The 24136-nt window shown below is 32.3% G+C and carries 22 protein-coding genes; 2 read left to right on the top strand and 20 right to left on the bottom strand.

Annotated elements, in window-relative coordinates; all coding sequences use genetic code 11:
* Nucleotides 1-5: 5 nt before the first annotated feature.
* From BUA21_RS06215 to BUA21_RS06195, 5 genes are all read right to left on the bottom strand, one after another.
* Complete coding sequence (locus BUA21_RS06215) at nt 6-842, bottom strand: Cof-type HAD-IIB family hydrolase (protein ID WP_072743944.1); 837 nt, start codon at nt 840-842, stop codon at nt 6-8.
* 67 nt (nt 843-909) lie between these two features.
* Entirely contained in the window at nt 910-2208 is a 1299-nt protein-coding gene (locus BUA21_RS06210; RefSeq protein ID WP_072743943.1) for a M18 family aminopeptidase, read from the bottom strand.
* Nucleotides 2209-2335: 127 nt separating this feature from the next.
* Entirely contained in the window at nt 2336-2695 is a 360-nt protein-coding gene (locus tag BUA21_RS06205) for a DUF1292 domain-containing protein (protein ID WP_072743942.1), read from the bottom strand.
* Between the two features lie 86 nt (nt 2696-2781).
* Entirely contained in the window at nt 2782-4236 is a 1455-nt protein-coding gene (locus BUA21_RS06200) for an aminoacyl-histidine dipeptidase (protein WP_072743941.1), read from the bottom strand.
* Nucleotides 4237-4265: 29 nt separating this feature from the next.
* Entirely contained in the window at nt 4266-5627 is a 1362-nt protein-coding gene (locus tag BUA21_RS06195) for a DNA methyltransferase (protein WP_072743940.1), read from the bottom strand.
* A 157-nt stretch (nt 5628-5784) separates the two neighbouring features.
* Between BUA21_RS06195 and BUA21_RS06190 the strand changes: the two genes are divergently transcribed.
* Entirely contained in the window at nt 5785-7137 is a 1353-nt protein-coding gene (locus BUA21_RS06190; RefSeq protein ID WP_200796525.1) for a transglutaminase-like domain-containing protein, read from the top strand.
* Between the two features lie 42 nt (nt 7138-7179).
* Here BUA21_RS06190 and ppdK read toward each other — a convergent pair whose 3' ends face one another.
* From ppdK to BUA21_RS06165, 5 genes are all read right to left on the bottom strand, one after another.
* Nucleotides 7180-9801: a pyruvate, phosphate dikinase gene (gene ppdK / locus BUA21_RS06185; RefSeq protein WP_072743938.1), complete on the bottom strand. Its 2622-nt coding sequence runs from the start codon at nt 9799-9801 to the stop codon at nt 7180-7182.
* 216 nt (nt 9802-10017) lie between these two features.
* Nucleotides 10018-10518, bottom strand: a complete 501-nt coding sequence (locus tag BUA21_RS06180) for a GAF domain-containing protein (RefSeq protein ID WP_072743937.1) — start codon at nt 10516-10518, stop codon at nt 10018-10020.
* Between the two features lie 14 nt (nt 10519-10532).
* Complete coding sequence (locus BUA21_RS06175) at nt 10533-11744, bottom strand: glycosyltransferase family 4 protein (protein WP_072743936.1); 1212 nt, start codon at nt 11742-11744, stop codon at nt 10533-10535.
* A gap of 131 nt (nt 11745-11875) precedes the next feature.
* On the bottom strand, nt 11876-12382 hold the full coding sequence (gene nrdG / locus BUA21_RS06170) for an anaerobic ribonucleoside-triphosphate reductase activating protein (protein ID WP_072743935.1): 507 nt from the start codon (nt 12380-12382) through the stop codon (nt 11876-11878).
* An 11-nt stretch (nt 12383-12393) separates the two neighbouring features.
* Nucleotides 12394-14715, bottom strand: coding sequence for an anaerobic ribonucleoside triphosphate reductase (locus BUA21_RS06165; protein WP_072743934.1), 2322 nt, complete (start codon nt 14713-14715; stop codon nt 12394-12396).
* A 186-nt stretch (nt 14716-14901) separates the two neighbouring features.
* On the opposite strand from BUA21_RS06165, the gene BUA21_RS06160 reads away from it, so the two are divergent.
* Entirely contained in the window at nt 14902-15579 is a 678-nt protein-coding gene (locus tag BUA21_RS06160; RefSeq protein ID WP_072743933.1) for a fructose-6-phosphate aldolase, read from the top strand.
* Nucleotides 15580-15612: 33 nt separating this feature from the next.
* On the opposite strand, the gene msrA is transcribed toward BUA21_RS06160, so the two are convergent.
* From msrA to thiW, 10 genes are all read right to left on the bottom strand, one after another.
* Nucleotides 15613-16089, bottom strand: coding sequence for a peptide-methionine (S)-S-oxide reductase MsrA (gene msrA, locus BUA21_RS06155; protein ID WP_072743932.1), 477 nt, complete (start codon nt 16087-16089; stop codon nt 15613-15615).
* Between the two features lie 23 nt (nt 16090-16112).
* Nucleotides 16113-16946: a DegV family protein gene (locus tag BUA21_RS06150; RefSeq protein WP_072743931.1), complete on the bottom strand. Its 834-nt coding sequence runs from the start codon at nt 16944-16946 to the stop codon at nt 16113-16115.
* A 176-nt stretch (nt 16947-17122) separates the two neighbouring features.
* A complete protein-coding gene (locus tag BUA21_RS06145; protein ID WP_072743930.1) occupies nt 17123-18211 on the bottom strand; it encodes an ABC transporter substrate-binding protein in 1089 nt (362 codons plus the stop codon).
* Nucleotides 18212-18238: 27 nt separating this feature from the next.
* The gene (locus tag BUA21_RS06140) at nt 18239-19012 is read right to left on the bottom strand and encodes an ABC transporter ATP-binding protein (RefSeq protein ID WP_072743929.1); all 774 of its coding nucleotides are present in this window, start codon (nt 19010-19012) and stop codon (nt 18239-18241) included.
* 5 nt (nt 19013-19017) lie between these two features.
* Complete coding sequence (locus BUA21_RS06135) at nt 19018-20031, bottom strand: FecCD family ABC transporter permease (protein WP_084604184.1); 1014 nt, start codon at nt 20029-20031, stop codon at nt 19018-19020.
* A 162-nt stretch (nt 20032-20193) separates the two neighbouring features.
* Nucleotides 20194-21558, bottom strand: a complete 1365-nt coding sequence (locus BUA21_RS06130) for an MATE family efflux transporter (protein WP_072743927.1) — start codon at nt 21556-21558, stop codon at nt 20194-20196.
* Between the two features lie 113 nt (nt 21559-21671).
* The gene (locus BUA21_RS06125) at nt 21672-22364 is read right to left on the bottom strand and encodes an LrgB family protein (RefSeq protein WP_072743926.1); all 693 of its coding nucleotides are present in this window, start codon (nt 22362-22364) and stop codon (nt 21672-21674) included.
* A complete protein-coding gene (locus BUA21_RS06120; RefSeq protein ID WP_072743925.1) occupies nt 22357-22734 on the bottom strand; it encodes a CidA/LrgA family protein in 378 nt (125 codons plus the stop codon). The genes BUA21_RS06125 and BUA21_RS06120 overlap by 8 nt, the downstream gene beginning before the upstream one ends.
* 89 nt (nt 22735-22823) lie before the next feature.
* The gene (gene thiM / locus BUA21_RS06115) at nt 22824-23612 is read right to left on the bottom strand and encodes a hydroxyethylthiazole kinase (RefSeq protein WP_132996170.1); all 789 of its coding nucleotides are present in this window, start codon (nt 23610-23612) and stop codon (nt 22824-22826) included.
* Nucleotide 23613: 1 nt separating this feature from the next.
* On the bottom strand, nt 23614-24123 hold the full coding sequence (gene thiW, locus BUA21_RS06110; protein WP_233242613.1) for an energy coupling factor transporter S component ThiW: 510 nt from the start codon (nt 24121-24123) through the stop codon (nt 23614-23616).
* Between the last annotated feature and the right edge of the window lie 13 nt (nt 24124-24136).

Below are 24136 nucleotides of genomic sequence, written 5' to 3'. Positions count from 1 at the left end.
TTTTTTTATATATTAAGCACCTCTTTTAATATACATCCAACACCATTTTCATTGTTGCTTTTATCCGTAACAATATCTGCTGCTTCTTTTACCTTTAGAGAACCATTTTTCATAGCTATTCCAAGGCCAGCCTTTTTCACCATTTCAACATCATTGTTGTCATCTCCAATGGCAATCATTTCATAATCTTTTATGCCTTTAGCTTTTCCATACTCCTCAAGGCTGAGCCATTTAGAACCCAATGGATTCATAACTTCAAGCAAAGCCCCTGCTATAGTCATGTTTTCCATCACATGTGAACTGTATTTACCTGGATATTTCTCTAGTATCTTGTTGTTGAAAGACTCCAGTTTTTCCTTATCTCCTACATAAACAACAGTCAAAACTTTGGGACTATCCATTTTAAGTAAATCATCCACTCTTCTAAATCTATCTACATTGTCCGATAGATAAGTAGAATATTTAGAATTTTTTCTATCAAGTTCTATGACCATATCATAGCCATCTTCATAGTTGTCCACATGTATGACTGGATATAGTCCTTCCCTTTTCCCTTCCTCAACTAGCAAGTTGAAATCTTCTACATTTAAATATTTCTTTATGAGTATTTTGTCATCTTTCTTATTCCTAACTATATTCCCATTGTTAGCCAATATGCATATATTCTCATCTATGCTTTCAACAAACCTTTTAGCTGACCAATATCTTCTGCCAGTAGCAATGACAATTTCATATCCTCTTTCAATTATCTCCTTTAAAGCAGATATGCTTTCGTCAGTTATCCTTTTATCATCTGTAAGAAGTGTTCCATCTAAATCAATAGCAATAAGCTTATATTTCATATTATCACCCTAATTTTTTAATACAGTATTTACAAATTAGGTTCGGAAAATCCGAACCTAATCATCATTATTTAAAATATTCGACAAAAGATTTATATATATAGTAGTGGTCTTTTACTCCACCCAATTCTCTTATAGAATGCATGCCAAGTAGTGGATTGCCTATGTCTACAGAAGAAATATCAATTTGAGTGGATGAAATAGGTCCAATAGTTGAACCTCCTCTTTCATCTGATCTATTTAAGAATTTTTGAACAGGAACTCCTGCACATTTACATACACTTTCATATACTGTAAGTGACAAACTATCTGTAGTATAAGACTGATTGGCACTTATCTTTATACAAGGTCCTCCATTTAATACTGGCCTATTAGTTGGATCTTGCTTTTCAGCATAATTTGGATGAACAGCATGAGCCATATCTGCTGAAATCAAGAATGAATTGTATAAACTCCTGTAAAAATCCTCTCTACCCTTTCCAAGAGCTATACAAATTCTTTCAAGAACAGTTCTAAGCATAGGACTAGCTGCTCCTTGTTTTGTAGTACTGCCTACTTCTTCATTATCAAATAAAACCACAACATTTGTAGAATTTCCAACTTCTCCATTTATAAGAGCTTTTATTCCAGCATGAGCCATAGCCAAATCATCTTGTTTGCCACAAGATATAAATTCATTATTTAATCCTACAATGGAGCCCTTTTCATATTCATAAAGATATAAATCAAAATCTACTATATCTTCATGAGAAACATTTAATTCTTTAGCTAATAGTTTTATTAAAAAGTCTTTCTTTTCAAATTCATCATTTATCATTCCAACAAGAGGCAAGGTCTCTTTTTGGGTATTTAATTTCACACCTTCATTTATTTTTCTATTCATATGTATAGCTAAATTAGGTATTATCATCAAAGGCTTGTCTATATTTATAAACTTAACTTCTGGATTAAATGGATCTTTACCTTTTATAGCTACTCTTCCTGCAATAGATAGTGGTCTATCAAGCCAAGTATTTATGATAGGGCCTCCATATACTTCAGTATTTAGCCTTAAATATGCCCCTTCTTCCACCATTTCAGGATTTGGTTTAATTCTAAAAGTAGGAGAATCAGTATGAGCTCCAATCAATTTAAACCCATCTTCTTCAATATCTCCCTTACCTACAACAAAAGCTATAAGAGCTGAATCGTTTTTAACAGTAAAATATTTGCCTTCCTTTTCAACATTCCATTTTTCTTTTAAATTTAATTCCACAAAACCATTTTTTAAAAGTTCATGTTTAACGTTTTCTACTGCATGAAAAGGACTAGGACTTCTGTCAATAAAATCCACCAATTCTTCAGCAAATTTTAGTTCTACAGTCAAATCAACCACCCTTTCATATTTTTATAAAATTTTTCTTAAAACGAAAATATCCTGTTTCATCGACATAAATAACTACCATCTCCACAGGATAATGCGTTCTAATATTCTCTAGAAAATATATTGATGATTATTCGTCTTCGTCTTCAAAATCCTCTTCATCATAGTCTTCATCGTCCATGAATAGTGCATAAAAAGCTTCTGAAACTATTTCAAATTCTGAATCATCTTCAATTTGCCCTAATTCAAATCCATCTTCAGCTTCAATATATTCATACAATAGTACTTGTTCATCCTCTAGTGGAAGCAATGCAATGTACGATTTATCTTCTACTTCAAAAACTCCTAATACAGCACATTCCATTTCACTGTCATCTTCTAAAGTAAGAGTTATAATATCCATTTCCTCTTCATGTCCACAGTCACATCCACAATCACAAGCATTGTCAGAATGGTCACAGCAATTATGATCATCATGTTTATTTGTCATTATCATTCTCCTTTACAATTTATTTAATAATTAATATATGCTTATAATACCCCATTTTAAACTAGAAGTATATAGAAATTCATAATTTATTTTATTTCTTTCAAAACTCCAACAAGTAAATTCCAAGTCCTTTCCGTTGAAGATATGCTGAGCTTTTCATCTGGTGTATGAACTCCATACATATTTGGTCCAAAGGAAACCATATCCATATTCTCAAATTTCTCGTTGAACAGTCCACATTCAAGTCCAGCATGAATTGCAGCTATTTCTAACTCTTTGCCAAATTGTTCTCTATATACCTTTTGAAAGACCTCCCTTATATAGGAATTTTCTTTGTATTCCCATTCAGGATAAGCAGAATAGCTTTCCCACTTTCCTCCCAATATTTCAGCTATGATAGCCATTTGATTCGATATATTTTCCCTCAAACTTCGCACAGAACTTCTAATAGAGCTTTCGAAAATAATACTTTCATCTAAAGTATTGACTACTCCTAAATTGTTTGAAGACTCTACCAATCCTTTAATTTCTCTGCTCATCGTTTGAACTCCATTTGGAACTAGCATAAGAGTAGCAATAGCTTTCTCAGTAGTTTCCTTAGAAAATACTTTTGATTCTTCTGTGCTCAGTTTTTCAACAACTAGCTCTACATTGGCATCAGCTGACATTAGCTCGTTTTTAAATTGACTATCCATTTTAATTGCAATTTCTTTTAAAATACTTTCTTCATCACTATCTATAACAAGTACTGATTCTGCACTTCTTGGAATGGCATTTGTCTTTGCTCCACCTTCAATATTTGCAAGTCTAATATCTATTTGTTTTTCTATCTCATAAAGTACTCTGCCCATAAGTTTGTTGGCATTTCCTCTGCCTTCATTTATCTCCATACCTGAGTGACCACCTTTGAGCCCTGTTACCTTCAAAGCGTAGACGGATGTATTTTCACTTCTATTTTCCCAAAGTATTGGTATTTCTATTCTATCTCTTTCTCCTCCAGCACAGCTTACCAATAGCTTTCCTTCTTCTTCTGAATCTATATTTATTAATATTTTGCCTTGGATGTTTTGGGGGTCCAACCCATTTGCCCCATTCATTCCTGTTTCTTCTGAGGTAGTCGCAAGAACTTCCAATGGAGGATGAGGAATATCTTCCGATTCAAGAATTGCCAAACACATAGCTACAGCTATTCCATTGTCCGCCCCAAGTGTAGTATTTTTTGCACTTATAAAATCTCCATCTACTTTTAATTCAAGTGGATCCCTTGAAAAATCATGACAAACATTTACATCTTTTTCACATACCATATCCATATGTCCTTGCAAAACTACTGTAGGTAGATTTTCATATCCCTTTGTACCAGGTTTTTTGATTATCACATTTAGTGCCTCATCTTGAATAAAATCAAGATTGTGTTCTTTTGCAAAGTTTGCTAAATAATCACTTATTTCTTTTTCCTCTCCAGAACAGTGAGGTATTTTAGTCAATTCTTCAAAATAATAAAATACTCTTTCTGGTTTCAAATTTTCTAAAGCTCTCATACAAAACCCTCCTTCATAAAGTTAAACATTCATACTTCTATAATATACTCACTTTCAAATCCAAATACATCTATAATCTTTATTCCAATACTTCTTTTTGGCTTTTTCAATAATTCCAACTCAATTTTGTCAGGAATTTTATAGCTTTCTCTATCTCTTTTACTTTGCCATCTACTTCTAAAAATTTTCCCATCATAATCTGGATCTATACTTATAATATCTATAAGTGCAAGAGAATCTTTAAGCATAACTTTATATAAAATATCCTTATATTTTTCTTCAATGGGAATATTATCTATATCTATTTCATATCCTTCCAAATTAATGCTAATAATTTTCGTATCGAACTCAAAACTTTTTTTGTCTATTGAATGTATTTTTAATTTTCCACCTTTAGGTACAGAAAATTCTTCGATTTTTTCATGGATAAATCCCTCAGATTCTATATCCATAAGTCTTTTTTTAGTGGTTTGTAAAGATGTATATCCTAAATCAGATAATATCCATTTCCTATTGTACTTTTCTGCCACAACCGCTGTAGTACCACTACCTGCAAAAAAATCTGCAACTATTGAATCTTCATCTGAAGAAGCCAATATAATTCTTTCAAGAAGCTTTTCAGGTTTTTGGGTCCCATATCCCACTCTTTCACTAGATGTTCTACCTACCATATCAATATTCCAAACATCTTTCATATTGACCAAAGTGTACCATCCCATTTCATCTTCATATTCACTTACTCCTTTAAATCTATAAGGCTTAAAACCCCTATTGTACGATTTTTCTTTTTGCGCATTAAATATATAATCTTTAGTCTTTGAATATAGTAGAATAGTATCATGTTTCCTTGAAAAATATTTTTTACTGACTCCTCCTGATTTATAACTCCAAATTATTTCGTTTAAAAACATATCTTCTCCAAATATTTCATCCATTAGTACTTTTGCATAGTGCACTACATGCCAGTCCAAATGGAGATAAATACTTCCCCTGTCACTCAAAAGTTCTCTCATAAGTAACAGTCTTTTATATAACATCTTAAGATATGAAATATCGCCTTCTTTCCATGTATCTGAATAAGCAAAATTTTCAATAGTCACCAATTCATCATCTAATGGCAATACTATTTTTGAATTGTAATCAGCTTTTGATAAAAAAGGTGGATCAATATATATAAGATCAATTTTTTCTTTCATAGATGTGCAGCCATTTCCCTTTAGTAGAGCATTCATTATGTATATATTATCTCCAGATATAAATCTGTTAGTCAATTTTTCTTCATTGTATTCCCCTACTATTTCTACTGTTTCAAATTTTTTCGTGTCCTCTTTTAGCAAATTCTCAACTTCTCTTTTCCCTTCACTTATAATATCAACAATTTCCCTAAGCAAATTGCATCCTCCTAAAATCTTTGTCTTATCTGTATTCTACATGTTTTAATAAATACCTTCAAGATATGAAATATTATTATTTCTGAATTTTATATCTTTTAATCATCATTAGTTTAATGATATAATTCAATTAATATATTATTTCGGGGGTGAAATGATGGAAATATTAAAATCTTTAGTAGTTGACCTTCCTGAAGATGTGAGGAAAGCTGAATATCATGGAGATTTTAACAAGGCACTACATTTAATAGAACTTTACATGAATAGAAATATTCCTACTATTCTTAAAGAAAGACTTGTATATGAAAAAGATAGAATTCGAAGGCTAAAAGAAGACTATATCTATAGCTATGATGAAGCACTAGAATTGGCTTCAAAAAAAATAAGTGATTTTTCAAAAGATGAACTAGAAATCATGAAGGACGAAGGCTATGCAGAATGGATTTATGTCAATGGAAAAGTTAAATTCATCCACTCTTTTTTAGACAATATGATAAAAGTCAATACAAATCTTAAAGACAGACTTATTGAAAAAGATGAGGAAAATAATGATAGCCAAATACTTTCAAAAACTGTAGAAGAAATGATAAATGGAAAAGAAAAAAAATACTTCTTCCATTTAAAAACAGGCATCAAATTAAATGGAGAGCATGCAAGAATTGGAGAAACTGTAAGAGTACACATTCCTATTCCTCAAAATGCTCAACAAATAAAAAATATAAAAATACTCAGTACTTCTCATGAACCAAAATATATTTCACCAGAAAATTATCCTCAAAGAACCATATATTTTGAAACAGAAGTAAAAGGAGAAGAAATATTCACTGTAGAATATACTTATGAAAATCATGTAAAATATACAAAATTTGACCCAAATATAATTTCAAAAGAACAACCAAATTTCTATACTGAAGAAAGGCTTCCTCATATAAGATTTACACCATTTTTAGTTCAATTGGCTGATAAAATTGTAGGAAATGAAACTAATCCTCTTCTAAAAGCAAGAAAAATATATGACTATATAACACAAAATGTGAAATATTCCTATATGCCTCAATATGCAACTATAATAAATGTTCCTGAATACTGTGCTTACAACTTAAAAGGCGATTGTGGTGTACAAGCTCTACTATTTATAACCTTATGTAGAATTGTCGGAATCCCTGCAAGATGGCAATCTGGATTATATGTAAATCCACAATATATAGGATGCCATGACTGGGCTGAATTTTATATAGAACCTTATGGTTGGATTTTTGCTGATCCATCCTTTGGAGGAGGAGCTCTTAGAAACAAAAATGAGGAAAGATGGAACTTCTATTTTGGAAATCTTGATCCATTTAGAATGGTAGCTAATTCTGATGTGAATTATGAATTCTTGCCCTCTAAAAAACATTTCAGACAAGATTTCTGTGACAATCAAGTAGGTGAAATAGAATACAATGATAGATTTTTAGAATCACAAGAATACGAAACTATACTTGAAATAATAGAAGCTCAGGAAATTTAAAATGAATAAAATAGCGTGGCAACTGCCACGCTATTTTACTCATTAATTATTTTTTATAGCTGCTTGAGCAGCAGCTAGTCTAGCTACTGGTACTAAAAATGGTGAACAAGACACATAATCTAGACCTATCTTGTCACAGAATTGTATGGATTTAGGATCTCCTCCATGTTCCCCACATATACCAATGTGAAGTTTTGGATTTGTCTCTCTCCCCAATCTAACAGCTATATCCATGAGCTTTCCAACGCCTTCTGTGTCTATAGATTCAAATGGGCTTATTTCAAGTACACATTGTTTTACATAAGATTTCAAATAAGCATCTGCGTCATCTCTTGAGAATCCAAAAGTCATTTGAGTTAAATCATTTGTTCCAAAAGAAAAGAAATCCGCATGTTTTGCAATTTTATCTGCCATAAGTGCAGCTCTTGGAATTTCTATCATAGTACCTACTTCATATACCAATTTGCTATTTTCTCTTTCTATTATCTCATCTGCTACTTCTGTAACATTCTTTCTTATTGAAGCTATTTCTTCTTCTATCCCAACCAAGGGTATCATTATTTGTGGTCTTAATGTGATATTAAGCTCTTTTTCTAGTTCTGTCACAGCTGTAATTATAGCTCTTACTTGCATTCTATATATTTCAGGATTAGTCATACCAAGTCTACATCCTCTATGTCCAAGCATTGGATTGAACTCTTTTAAACTTGATACTTTGTGTTTTAATTCATCAAAATCTTTATTCATTTCTTTGGACAAAGCTTCTATGTCTTTATCCCTGACAGGTAAAAACTCATGAAGTGGCATATCTAAAAGTCTTATTATTACTTGTCTTCCATCCATATGCTTGAATAAATTGTAAAAATCTTTCTTTTGGAATTCAAACAATTTATCTAATACCTTCATTTCTTCTTCAATATCATCTGTAAGGATCATTCTTCTCACATATTTAATTCTATCTTCTCCAAAGAACATATGCTCAGTTCTACAAAGTCCTATACCTTCTGCTCCAAATTCAAGGGCTCTTTCCAAGTCCTTTGCCTTATCTACATTGGTCCAAATTTCCAATCTTCTAAATTCATCTGCCCAAGTCAACAATTTATTTAAATTTCCTGTGATTTCAGCTTCTTTAGTTTGGATTTTTCCTTCATAAATACATCCAGTATTTCCGTCTAAGGATATATAATCTCCTTCTTTGTATTCTACACCCTTTACAGAAAACTTTTTAGCCTTTTCATTTACAACTAATTCACTACATCCAGATATACAGCTTTTCCCAAATTGTCTTGCAACTACTGCTGCATGAGAAGTCATTCCTCCTCTTGCCGTCAAAAATCCTTTTGCTTTGGACATTCCATCAATATCTTCTGGAGAAGTTTCAGTTCTAACTAAAATTGCATTTTCTCCTCTTTCAGCAGCTGCTACAACCTCTTCAGATGTAAAATAAATCTTTCCATAAGCAGCACCTGGAGATGCAGCTAATCCTTTAGTTATCTTTTTAGCTTTCTGAAGTTCAACTTCATCAAAAGCTGGATGCAACAATTGCTTAACACTCAATGGTTCAACTCTAAGTACCGCAGTCTTCTTGTCAATAAATCCTTCCTCCACCATATCTACGGCAATATTTACAGCAGCTGCACCAGTTCTCTTGCCATTTCTCGTTTGTAGCATGTAGAGTTTGCCTTTTTCAATAGTGAATTCAACATCCTGCATATCTTTATAGTGTCTTTCCAATTTTTGTGCAACCTCTTCAATTTCTCTATATTTATCTGGAAATACGTTTTCCATTTCATCAATAAATTGAGGAGTTCTGATACCTGCAACTACATCCTCTCCTTGTGCATTTACAAGAAATTCTCCATAAAGCCCTTTAGCTCCTGTAGCAGGATTTCTTGTGAACAATACTCCTGTAGCAGAATCATTTCCCATATTTCCAAACACCATGCTCTGTATATTTACAGCAGTGCCTAAAGTGTGAGGTATACCATTTATATTTCTATAAGTTATAGCTCTATCATTTTCCCATGAGCTAAATACAGCTTCTACAGCCATCATCATCTGTTTTCTTGAATCCTGTGGAAAATCAATTCCTGCATTTTCCTTAAATATAGTCTTATATCTATCTACTACTTCTTTTAAATCATCAATTGTAAGCTCAGTATCATCTTTATATCCATTGCTCTTCTTTATATCATCTAGTACTTCTTCAAATTTCTCAGATGGAATTTTCATGACAACATCGCCAAACATCTGAATAAGTCTTCTATAGCTGTCATAAGCTGTTCTTTCATTGGATATCGCCTTAGAAAACCCTTTCACTGACTCATCATTCAATCCTAAGTTTAATATTGTATCCATCATCCCTGGCATAGAAATTGGAGCACCAGATCTAACGGAAAGCAATAGTGGATTTTCCTTGTCGCCAAGTTTTTTCCCCATCTTTTCTTCTAATTTTTCAAGATTTTCACAAATTTCTTTTTCCAGATCTGAATCAATCTTTTGTCCTTTTTCATAAAATCTCTTACAAGCTTCTGTTGTAATTGTTATTCCTGGAGGCACCGGAAGTCCTATTTTAGTCATTTCTGATAAATTGGCACCTTTCCCTCCTAATAAATCCTTCATGTCTTTGTTTCCATCACAAAATTGATAAACATACCTGGTCATAAATAGTCCCCCTTCTAAAATAATAGTCCCACTTTTGCAGTCTAATACTAAAGTCCTGTAAATTTTAGACTGCCTCCATGGTTTGACATACCAAAATAACCATACCCTAACAAGACTATAGTATAACTTACTGAAAATTAAGTCAAGTTTTGCTACCGTTCAAATCCAGTTATATCACCATAAACGAGTACTTACTTGCAGTTTATTTAACCGTGCTTACAATATATTCTGCCAATTTATATATTTATTCAATACTTCAACAAATTTAATCAAATATTTTTCCTCTAGCTCAGTAAACCTTCCCACATAAGGGCTGTCTAAGTCAAGAACTCCATAAGGCACATCATTTTTGACAATAGGTATGACCAATTCCGATCTAGAAGCTTCATCACAAGCTATATGACCTGGAAAAACATGAACATCTTCAATTTTCTGCGTAGTTCTATTGGCTAAACTAGTACCACATACTCCCTTTCCCATTTGAATTCTATTGCAAGCTGGAAGTCCTTGAAAAGGCCCGAGAACTAATTCTTTGCCTCTCAATATATAAAATCCTGCCCAATTCAACTTATCTACACAAGTCATAACTATAGCAGAAGCATTCGAAAGATTGGCAATTTCATCTTGTTCTGAACTTAATTGTCCTTTTAAAAGTATAAGCATATACCTATATTTTTCCTCATCTGTCATCTTTTTTAAAGGTCCTAACTTAAACATTTCTTATTTCCCCCTCAAAGTATTTTATTGAAAATATTTTCCCAAGACATATCCTTTATATCTTGAAAAACTTTTTCATCTTCTACATTCCCATATTTTTCAAACTCATGTATTTGCATTTTCATTGCGTTTTTTAGTCTTTCTTCAAATATATTAATCTCACTACTATCTGGCGTATCTGCATCTACCATATTAGGCAGTGGTACATATTGTATAATACCACTACTATTTATAGTATCCCCCAAAAAATTTTTAAGTCCAGGTATATCCGTTGCAACGACTCTAAGTCCACAAGCAAGGGCTTCAATGGTCACCAAGGAAAGCCCTTCATAAAAAGACGGAAGTACAAATATTTGACTTTCCCGAAATAAATCTCCAAGGACAGCTTGAGATACTTCTCCAGTAAATATAATTTTATTCTTAGATTTTTCTCCAGCACTTTTTATAATCTTTGCTTCTTTTCCACTTCCAGAACCTGCAATATAGAGTTCTATATTCTCTAATGTATCTAATCCGTCATAAGCTCTAATTAACGATAGTACGCCTTTAGAACAGCTTATTTTCCCTGCATATATAAGTCTAATTCTATCTTTAACAAATTCTTTTCTTGATGGATAAAATATATCTGAATCAAATCCACCACCTACGACAGAAATCTTTTCCCTACTTATTCTGTAAATATCAACTATTTTTTCCTTTTGAAATTCGTTTAGTGCAAGTACATTGTCAATACCGCTACATCCTTCCAAGACATATTCCCTATACCTAGGGCACATTTCAAACTGTCTTATATCTGTACCATGGCATATAGAAACCAATGGGATGTCTTGTGTAAGCTTTCTCACAAGAGAAGTAAGTATCCATAGATGATGAGATATAATAATATCTGGTTTAAACTCATCTAAAGCCTTCCCTATACTCCTACTAAAAGCCTTTTCCCAATTTTGAAACATTTCATCGGTCATATCCTTATATCTAGTGCTTTCATAAGGCATAATATCACTCATCCCCACTATAGAAAATGGAAGAGCTTCAGTATTAAATACCACAGGATAAAAATATTTTTTATCTATATTATCTAAAACTAAATCATCATCCTTTGATATACCTGCTATAAGACTTTGACTATATCCCTTCTTGCTAGCTTCATTCATAAGAGCTCTTAAATACACTCCACTTCCTGTTTTCCCTGGATATTGTGATATTATATGCAATATTTTCTTCACAAAACCACCTCTGATTTCGACTAATTACTTTCTTCTAGTATTGTTAAAACACTTCAATCTCGTCCTTATTTTATAATACCATAAGATAATAAAAAAGCATCTACTTTTGTAGATGCTTTTTACTATTTGAATTAATCAAAAATCACCACTTCATTGCTCGTTAAAGATTCTTTCACATCAATTATTCTCTGATTTGATGAACCTTTAAACTTCAACATCATGCTTTTCTTATTTATATCAAAAGGTCCATCAACCAGTATATCCGTTACATACAAAAGTTCTTTCCACTCAGGTCTTTTATCCATACCTTCCAATATTTCTTCATAAGTATAACCTGTATAACTCATGACATTTAATCCCATAGCCTTAACTTTTCCTCCAAGTACCGCAAAACTTTCTGCCTGCTCAAAAGGGTCACCCCCACTAAAAGTGATGCCATCTAGCAATGGATTTTTCTTTATCATATCTAAAATGTTTTCAATATCTATAATCTGTCCGCCTTCAAAAGAGTGAGTTTGTGGGTTATGACACCCAAGACAATGGTGTTTACAGCCTTGACTGAATACAGTCAATCTAATTCCCGGACCATCTACAATAGACTCTTTTTCAATGCCTGCAATTCTCAAATAAGTACTCATTTTATCACCTCTTATTTACAAGAGAAATGTTTAACTCTATCTCTTTCTTCAGCTCTCTTGGCATCGTTAAAGCGATCAAGAGTTCCTACAAGATATCCTGTGATACGGCGAATTCTTTCAAATTTTATATCTCCCTCTTCCCTACCACATTTAGGACAAGTATCTCCTATAATTCCTGTATAACCACAGACTGGGTCCCTATCTACTGGATGATTTATGGAACCATAGCCAATACCCAATTCCTTCATAGCTCTTATTATCTTTTCGAAGGCTTCTAAATTTTGTGTTGGATCTCCATCAACCTCTACATATGTGATATGGCCTCCATTGGTAAGTTCATGATAAGGAGCCTCTAGTCTTATCTTGTCATAAGCACTTATTTCATAATATACTGGCACATGAAAACTATTTGTATAGTATTCTCTGTCTGTAACTCCTTCTATACTTCCAAACAATTCTCTGTCCATCCCAACAAATCTTCCTGATGTACCTTCTGCTGGTGTAGCTATAAGAGAAAAATTCATATGATACTTCTTGCTAGCCTCATCCATTCTTTTCCTCATATGTCCTATTATTTCAAGACCTAATTTTTGAGATCCTTCTGATTCCCCATGATGCTTTCCTGTAAGGGCCTTCAAGCATTCAGCAAGCCCAATAAAACCAGTTGTGAGAGTACCATGTTTTAGTACTTCCCTCACTTCATCTTCTCTATCTAATTTATCTGAATCAAGCCATACACCTTGCCCCATTAGAAATGGATAGTTTTTCACTTTTTTCCTTGCCTGTATTTCAAATCTTTCCAACAATTGACTTATAACGATATCTATAGTCTTGTCTAGTTCTTCATAAAATACATTTATATCTCCACCACTTTTCAAACCAAGTCGTGGAAGATTTATAGTAGTAAAACTTAAATTTCCCCTTCCATAGATAATCTCCCTTGAAGGATCATATACATTAGCTGCTACTCTAGTCCTACATCCCATATAAGCTATTTCTGTTTCAGGATGACCTGGTTTATAGTACTGCAAATTATATGGAGCATCTATGAAAGAAAAATTAGGAAATAGTCTTTTAGCACTAACTCTACAAGCAAGTTTAAACAAATCATAGTTGGGATCTTCTGTATTATAGTTTATCCCTTCTTTTACTTTAAATATTTGTATAGGAAATATAGGTGTTTCTCCACTCCCAAGGCCTGCTTCCGTAGCTAATAGAAGGTTCTTCATAGCCATTCTTCCTTCACTAGATATATCTGTTCCATAATTTATGGAACTAAAAGGAATTTGAGCTCCGGCTCTGCTGTGCATAGTATTTAAGTTGTGTATAAGAGCTTCCATAGCCTGATAAGTCTTTCTATCAGTTTCAAGATATGCATTCTTCACTGTGAATTTTTGCACTTTAGAGACCATTTCTCTGTCCTTCAACAATTCATACAAATAATCTTCTTCAATCTTTAAATATTCTTCATTGTCATCTAATGTAGGAACTAATCCATAATTTTTTTCTATCTCTTCAAAAATTTCTATTGCCCTATCTTTAATAGTTTCATCTGATGTTATAAACTCTATAGCTTTCAACAAATCCTGTCTATAAGTTTTAGTATATGTCTTCCTAACTCCAGGAGCCATTCCATAATCAAAATTTGGAATACTTTGACCACCGTGTTGATCATTTTGATTTGATTGTATAGCTATACAAGCCAACGCAGAGTAGCTTTGTATATCCTTGGGTTCTCTCAAGTATCCGTGACCTGTACTAAATCCGCCTTTAAATAAATTGACTATATCTATTTGACAGCAAGTAGTAGTCAATGTGAGAAAATCCAAATCATGAATATGTATATCTCCATCCTTGTGAGCCTTTGAATGTTCTGGATTTAATATAAATAAATCATAAAATTGCTTTGCTCCTTCAGAACCATATTTAAGCATGGTTCCCATAGCAGTATCTCCATCTATATTGGCATTTTCTCTTTTTAAATCATTATCTTGTGCATCTTTAAAAGTTAAATCACCATAGACTTTCATAAGTCTAGTATTCATTTCTCTTGTTCTTGTTCTTTCAGCTCTGTATAGGATATATTCTTTGGCAGTCTTTGCATGACCTGATTCTATAAGTACCTTTTCAACTGCATCTTGAATTCCTTCAACTTCAGGTATTTTTCCATTATAATTTTCTTCAAGATATCTAGTCACTTCTTCTGCCAAATTCAGTGCAGTATTATAGTCCTGTCCCCCAGCAGCTTGTGCTGCCTTAAAAATAGCATTTGCTATTTTTTCAATATTGAATGGTACTTCTCTCCCATCCCTTTTTTTAATCTTAGTTATCATTTCAATGCCCCCTTAAATAAATCAAGTCTATTATTTTTTATTTTTTGTGATACAATATATACTTAGATATAAAAGCAACTCAAACAACATATCGTATATCCATGATATCAAAGTACAATATATTGTGTCAATGCTTTCTAGAATTATTTTAAAATATATTTTTAAAAACTATAAGGAGTGTGCAAAATGCTTATACTATTAGATACAGCAAATATAGAGTACATAAGAAAAGGAATAGAATACTACCCAATTGATGGTGTAACTACTAATCCAAGTATTATATCTAAAGAAAATAAAGATTTCTTACCGCTTTTAAAAGAGATACGAAAAATCATAGGAAAAGACAAAGCTCTTCACATTCAGGCTCTTGGAACTAATGCAGAAGATATAATCGAAGAAGCATTATACATAAATGACAAAATAGGTGGAAACCTCTATGTAAAAATTCCCGTTATAAACGAAGGAATAAAAGCTATGAAAATACTTTCAGATAAAAATATAAAGATCACTGCCACTGCAGTATTCACTCCTCTTCAAGCTCTCATGGCAGCTAAATCTGGAGCTTCCTTTGTAGCTCCATATGTAAATAGATTGGACAATATATCTGGAAATGGGATAAAAGTAGTTTCTGATATATCCAAACTTTTTAAAATACACAATTTAGACACCAAAATACTTGCTGCAAGTTTCAAAAATGTAGAACAAGTTTACAATGCAAGTCTTGTTGGAAGCCATGCTGCCACCGTACCTTTTAATTTAATTGAAGATATGCTTTATCACCCATTGACCAATAAAAGTGTAGATAAATTTATTGATGACTGGGAAAATATATATGGAAAAAACAAAAAAATAAATCATGTTTAAAAAATGCCTATGGAAATTTCCATAGGCATTTTTTTATGCATCAAGATTTATATGGCAATAGCCATTTGGGTTCTTTTTTAAATATTTCTGATGATATTCTTCTGCAGCATAAAAACAACTCAAAGGTTTAACTTCAGTCACAATAGCTTTTTCATACTTTTTCTCTATTTCCTTAAAACTCTTTTCGATTGTATCTAAATCTTCTTTATCTATATAATATATTCCTGTTCGATATTGATGACCTAAATCTCCTCCTTGCTTATTTAATGAAGTAGGATCGATTATTCTCCAAAATCTATTCAACAACTCACTTAAAAATATTATATTTTCATCATATTTTATATAGCAAGCTTCTGCGTGACCTGTAAGCCCTGTGCAAACTTCCTCATAAGTAGGGTTTTCTTTCATACCGTTGGCATAACCTACTTTTGTTTCTACCACTCCATCTATTCTTGACATGTACTCTTCAACACCCCAAAAACATCCACCTGCCAAAACTATTTCCTTCATATAAACACCTCCATGTTTTCGTATTAAAATGCTATGACTATTCCCCCGTCATTAGCATAAACAGTACTAAGACCCGCCGTTTCAACTACTATTATATCCTTAAAATGATATTTTTCTTGAAATTGCTCTTTAAGCTCATATGCTACTTCGGGCGCATTGCAATGAGCTATTCCAAGAACTTTATTTTCAAAATCACTTCCTTCTTCTCCCACCACTTCAACAAATCTCCTAAAAACTTTTTTGCTACCCCTCGCCTTATCATACAACTTAATATCTCCATCTCCATCTGAGCCTAGAATAGGCTTTATAGATAGAAAAGAAGCAATATGAGCTGCAATTTTAGTCAATCTTCCACCCTTAATTAAATTATCTAAATTGTCCAATACAAAAAAAGTTTTCATCTCATCAATATACTGTTCTACTTTAGTCACAATATCAAATTTATCATATTGTTTTTGTATCAATTCAAATATTTTCATGCTAACTAAAGTTTCTCCTATTGAAGCACTTTTAGAATCAAATACATGAATAAACTTATCATTGTCTTCAGACATAATATTTTTAGCAAGAACTGCACTATTATAGGTACCACTCAATTTAGAAGACAAGGTCACTACAAATGTATTATCTGACTTCTCGTATTCTTTTAGAAAATCGTTGGGAGAAGGACATGAAGTTTTTACACCATGTTCACTATCCTTCATAGCAGTTAAAAGCTCATGAATATCTAAATTTTCATCATCTATGAAGCTTCGATTTTCTGTATCTATTTTTAGTGGAACTAGACCAATGTCCATTTTCTCTTTTAGCTCATCGCTTAAGTCACAACTACTATCCGCAACTATTCTACATCCCATTTTCTCACCTCATCATATTTTTAATAAACTAAATTATATTCATCCATTTGTCGAATTATAATTACATATAATTTTATTATACAATCAGGAATTTATGTATATTCATATTATCACCTATTCATTCTAATTACAATGATGTATTTATATATATCCATAATACCTTTATATACAAAGAATTAGTGCCTTGTAGAATTTTGAAGAAGCTCATCTATTTCATCTTCTGAAAGTTTATAGTGATAAAATTTATCATAAAATTCCTTTACTTCATTTCTCATATCATAATTATATACATCAGGATATAGTAAATTCCCCAACCATTTCAATCCAAGTATTCTATTGATAGATGGTGGTCTATCAAACCAGTTGAAAGGTTTGTTTGGTATCTCATATACTTCTCTATTCTTAACTGCCTTTATATCCTTCCAATTTGAGTCCTTATAAATCTCTGAATAATACCCTCCCCTTTCATCATCCCAAGAAATGATTATATCAGGATCCCAAGCCAAGACTTGCTCAATGGATACTTCAGACTTTCCCTTTTCTCCTTTCACTTCAACTTGTGCTACATTCCTACCACCTATCATATCTATAACTTGAACATGCCAGGAGCCAGCAGGTTCAGTTTGAAGTCCATCTGGCCCTTCTGCATAATATATATTCATCTTTTTTTCTTCAATTATCTTAGATGAATTTTTCCTTATCTCATCGAGGGTTTTCTTACAGTATTTTGCCAATTCTTTTGCCTTGTCCTCTTCATCCATAATTTCTCCAAGAATTTCATATGCTTCATCTAGCCTTTTCATGTTATAATCCAAAACAACTATAGCTTTACCTGTTTGCTTTTCTAGTTCATCTACCTTGGATAAAGTTGAGTCATCTATCTTAGTCACCATTATCAATGCTTCTGGATCTACCTTCAAAAGTTCCTCAATATTTATAGTTTCTTTTCCAGCATCACCCAAATTAGGCAAACTTTGATATTTTTCTCCTATAAATCTTTTTTCTCCTTCCCTCAATTCATAATTCCACCCAGCCATTTTGTCGGGATTTAATGAATACAAAAGAATTGTTCCCACAGGATCAACTGAAAATATTCTGTCCACTTTAGCAGGTATGGAAATCTTCCTTCCAGCCATATCTTCAACTTCTAAGCTCTCATTGGCATTAACTTCTCCATTGGTCTTTTGGTGATTGCATCCAAACAATAAAGATGATATTAAAATAAAAATAATGACTAATGATATGAATCTTTTATTTTTAAACATATGAAAACACTCCTTTTTATTTGTATTCTAAAGAATAGGTAAACACATTTTTATGGTTTTATCTTCTACATCAAGTTCCACAACTTTTACTTCTACACAATATAGATTTTGAATTTCACTTTCTGTCAGATTTTCATTTGGTCTATCAATCTCAATAGCTCTCCCATCTTTCACTAAAAGAGCCTTAGTTCCATATAAAAAAGCCTGTTCTGGAAAATGTGTAGCCATAAGTATTGTTATACCTAAATCAGCACATTGTTTAATATGTTTAAATAAAACTATTTGATTTCCAAAATCCAAGTTGTTTGTAGGTTCATCCATTATGATTATATTTGACCTTTGAGCTAAAGCTTGAGCAATCTTGACCAATTGTCTTTCGCCACCACTAAGCTTTGAATAAACTTTATCTCTTAAGTAGGATATTTTTAGTCTTTCCATAGCCTCATCTGCAATTTTTTCGTCTTCTTTAGAAGGAGATGAAGCAAATCCCAAATAAGATGTTCTCCCCATCAATACTATGTCTATACTTTTGTATTGAAATGTGGAGTTAAATGATTGAGGTATATAGCTTATTGCTCTTGCCCTTTGCTCCCAAGGCCAATCTTTTGTATTTTCACCATCTACAAATATTTCACCTTCATAAATGTCCAACAAACCTATTATAGTCTTTATAAGAGTAGATTTTCCTGATCCATTTGAACCCAATATACAAAGTATATCTCCAGGATTTGCGGTAAAAGATACATCTTTCAAAACAATTTTATCTTTATAGCCACAACTTAAGTTTTTTACCTCAAGCAATCTTTTCAACTCCTTTTATTTTTAAGTAGTAAAAATATAAAAAAAGGTGCCCCCATAAGAGAAGTGAGTATTCCTAGAGGTATTTCTACCGTCAGAAGAGTTCTTGAAATATTGTCAATCATAAGTAGATATGAACTACCTAACAATATAGTAGTAGGAAGCAACACTCTATAATCTGGACCAACTATTATTCTGCTTAAATGAGGAATGACAAGCCCTATCCATCCAATCATTCCACTTACAGAAACAGAAGCAGCAGTCATCAATGTCGAACATATTATCACAATAGCTCTAATCTTACCAGTATTTAAGCCCAAGGTTTTAGCTTCATCTTCATCCAATGAAAGGACATTCAATTTCCATCTCAAAATATATAATGGAATAATTCCAATAGATATTGGAACAAGAATTGCCTTTATATCCCTTGTAGAGAAACTTGAAAGACTACCCATAAGCCAAAAAGTTATAGTAGGCAATTTGTCATTTGTATCTGCAATATACTTTATAAGAGAAGTAAGAGAAGTAAATATAGAACCTACCAACACTCCTGTAATCACAAGACCAATAAGAGGATCTTCTTTGACTTTTGTGCTGATTAAATATACTAGAAGCACTCCTATAAGTCCAAAAATAAAAGAACATATCTGTATTCCAATAATACTGAAAGATAAGTATATAGCAAGAGCTGCCCCAAAGGCAGAACCTGCAGAAGCTCCCAATATATCAGGAGAAACCAGAGGATTTTTAAACATACCTTGATATACTGCCCCTGATACAGATAGAGAAGCACCAACAAGCATTGCTCCAACAATTCTTGGAAGTCTTATTTGAAATACTATGGTTTCAATAGTGTCTGGCCAAGTTTTGGATATTGGAAATATCTTAGAAAAAAACACTTTTAACAACAATTCGATAGAAACAGGATATCGTCCAATAAAAAAAGATATAAAAAAAATTGCAATAAGACAAATCAAAAAAATCCATACATAACCATGAGTTTTTTCATTTGTAGATTCCATTTTTATCCCCTTTCTCATCATTGTTGTCATAACCCATATTTAATAACCTTCTTTTAACAAAGTATAATATCACACTTTTCTTAATTTTCAATTATATATATCTTACAAATTTGTTCAGTAAAATTAGATAAAAAAAATACTGATAAAATCAGTATTTTTTTATTACATATTCTCAACTACATTTTGTACCCATTTATTAGATACAACCCTTGGAATTCCAATTATAGCTTTCACTACTTCCTCCATATTTACAAGTACAGATACCAAATAAACTGGGAGTTTAAATACTGTTGCACCTAAAAACGCTAACGGTACTCCAACTGCCCAAACTGCTCCCATTTCAACCATCATGGAAAACTTTGTATCTCCACCACCTCTAAAAACTCCTACTATCAAATTTCCATTAAACATCTTTATAGGTAAGAAAATAGCCAATACTATAATCATGCTTTTAGAGATTTCATACAAATCTTCGGGTAAATTTCTAAATAGCATAAGTACAAAATCCGTTGTAAAAAATAATATGATGCCGAGAAAAACTCCCAATATACCAGATATTTTCAAAAATTTGTTGGCATAGTCTACTGCTTCTTCTTCTTTTCCTTCCCCTATTTTGTTTCCAACCATTACAGTACAGGAATTGGCAAGGCCTCGAGAAAATACTAAAAATATATTTTGCACCGTACTTGTGATTTGAACAGCAGCTGTAGCCCCTGTGCCAATTTTTGCATAAGCAATAGAATACATGACATTTCCTAAAGACCAGAATGTTTCATTTAAAATAACTGGATAAGCTGTTTTAAAATACTTTTTCACATAATTTTTATCCCAACTAAATAGTTCAGAAAAATTTCCTGCCAAAGGTCCATCACTTGAATATACCGCATACAAAATGAGGGCCACTTCAACTATTCTAGCTATAAGAGTTCCATAAGCTGCCCCCTTAACTCCCAATTCTGGAAAACCAAATTTCCCAAAAATAAGTAAATAATTGAAAACTGTATTAGTCAAAAAAGATATAATACTTGCAACCATAGGCATCTTTGCATCCCCTATACTTCTTGAAGCCACACCAAAAGAAAAGCTTATGGAAGTTATGATATAGCTTAAAGATACTATTTTCAAGTAATCTTTTCCCAAATTAACCACTTCTAATTCTTTAGTAAATATTTTCATTATGTTAGTAGGTACAAAAAATGCACTGACTGTAAATATTATTCCAATAATACAACTAATCAAAAGAGATAATCCCAATATCCTTCTTATATTCAAAACATCCTTTTTCCCCCAAAATTGAGCTATAAATATGGCTGAACCAGTAGCCACACCAAATACTATCACTGAATAAAAGAAAAACACTTGATTGGCAAGTCCTACTGCAGCAAGGCTTTCTTTTCCAAGGCTCGTAATCATAAGAGTATCTATCATATTTACAGATGAAGCAATTAAATTTTGCAATGTAATCGGAAACGCAATAGCAAACATCGCTTTATAAAAATCCTTGTCTTTAGTTTTGTTGAAACTCATTTAAATAACTCCTTCCATAAAACAATAATATCAATCATTCTATCATAAAAATTTCTCTTTGTGTTGATTTTTCAAAAAAATTTAGAGTCCCGAAATAGACTCTAAAATAATGTCTAAAATAACAGTTTTGCCAGTATAGGAACTAAAATCACAGTGACAAGTCCTGCTACACCTATAGCTAATGAAGCCATTCCTCCTTCTACTTCTCCAAGCTCCATGGCTTTTGCAGTACCCAATGCATGGGCAGATGTTCCCAAACTAATGCCAGAAGCCACATCATTTTCTATTTTAAATACTTTTGATATATAAGGCCATAAAACATTTCCCGTTATACCTGTAACAACTGTTGCAGCCACCGTCAGAGCTGGAATACCACCTATTTGGCTTGAAACTTCCATTGAAATAGCAGCTGTTACTGATTTAGGCAACAACGACAATGTAAGCACTTCATCTAGATGGAACAATTTGCTCAAAAAATATACGCTTGTTATTGCAGTTATACAACCTACTGCTATTCCTACCATTATAGGCAACCCATTTTCTTTCAATTTCTCAATTTGCTTATATAGAGGAACTGCAAGAACTACTGTTGCTGGTCCTAAAAAGAAAGATATTATGCTTCCACCTTTATTGTATACCTCATAGTCGATATTAAATACAATCATAAAAACTATTATTAAAACTTCTGCAATGACAATTGGATTTAAAATTGACAACTTTGTCTTTTTATTTATAAAAATTCCAATTTCAAAAGCAAGAATTGATATCAAAATGCCAAAAAGAGGAGTATCTAAAAATTTAATCATTCACATTCTCCCCCTTTAACTTTTTCTTACTTTTTTTAGCTAAAGCTTGTACAGTAAGCCCAGTAACAACCATAGTTATTATTGTAGATAAAACAATAACTATCAATATAGATAACCACTTGTCCCCTATCATATCTACTGAAGTCATTATTCCAACACCTGCTGGTATAAAAAAGAAAATCAAATGATCCAACAAAAATTTACTTACCTCCTCAATCATTTCAAGTTTTATTACTCCAGAAAGAAGACATATAAGCAATATAATCATTCCTATGACTGTGCTTGGAATAGGTAATCCCAGAGATTTTTGCAATATATGGCTGCCAAATAAAATACCAAATATTATTCCCATTTGCCTTAAAATCTTCAAAAAAACACCTCACTTCAATATCTATTTAAAAATATATTTTCATTATATCAAATTTTTTTATGAATATAAATAAAGCAGTAGAATTCAATCTACTGCTTTTCATATGTTTTGTAAACTGCATCTATTAAGTTTGCTTTAAAACTTCCACTCCCTCCCCCAAAACTTTTAGTTTTTTCATATGCTATTTCTCCTGCTCTATTTAAAGAATAAATGCCTGCCACTGCTGCATTCAGCACATTATCTGTCACACTTGAAAATACTCCAACTAAAGCAGTTCCCATACAGCCAGTTCCTGTTATACTTCTTAGCATCTCATGTCCATTGTATAAGTATATAGTTTCATCTAGTGAACTTATTACATCAACTTTTCCCGTTACGGCTACTACAGAATTGGTTTTCTTAGATAGATCTTGAGATATTTCTGCCATAAATTCTATACTATCATTATCTTCAGAGTCTACTCCTTTGAAATTTGCCCTGAGACCATACAATATCTTTATTTCTGCTTGATTTCCTTTTATAATGGCTATATGAACATTTTCAAGGATTTCTCTTACAATATTTTGTCTTAATTTTGATATTCCCACTCCCACTGGATCTAATACAACAGGGATATTTAAGCTATTTGCTTTTTTCCCAGCCAATATCATTGATCTAGCTACATCTTTTTCTATAGTACCAATGTTTAGTACCAATGCTTTAGCCTTAGAAACCACCTCTTCTACTTCTCTAGAATCCATTGCCATAATAGGAGAGGCGCCCATGGCTAAAACTATATTGGCACAATCATTACTTGTGACACTATTGCTAATAAGATGAACTAAAGGCTTTTCTTGTTTTATTTTATTTGACAGCTCTCCAATAGTATCAATATCCATTTTATTTCTCCTCATTTGCTCTTGCTTGAGTTTTTGTATATTTATCTAGAACCTTTATCAAAACAACAGCTATTATACTTCCACCAACACTGCTTAATATAAAGGGATATACAAAAAAGAAAGTAGCTACTTCTTTGCCCATAAAATATTTTGCTACTGGAAATGCCATCATTCCTCCAATAACTCCTGTACCAAATACTTCTCCTATAGAAGCCTTATAGACATTTTGAGTATATTTATATATCATTCCTGCCAATAGTGCGCCTATCATACTCCCAGGAAAAGCTAAAAGACTTCCTGTTCCCAATATATTTCTCAATAAAGATATTGAAAAAGCTATCATCACACTATATGCAGGTCCTAAAATAGTAGCTGCTAATACATTTATAGCATGTTGTATTGGAAAACATTTTGATACTCCAACAGGAATATATATTATATTTCCAAGTACAACTCCTATAGCTACAAACATTGCAGCCATAGTCAATTTTTTAGTTTTCTTCATCTCCATACAAAAGCCCCCT

It is taken from the genome of Sporanaerobacter acetigenes DSM 13106 (assembly GCF_900130025.1).
GTDB classification, from domain to species: domain Bacteria; phylum Bacillota; class Clostridia; order Tissierellales; family Sporanaerobacteraceae; genus Sporanaerobacter; species Sporanaerobacter acetigenes.
This window is presented reverse-complemented; position numbering and strand designations above follow the sequence as displayed.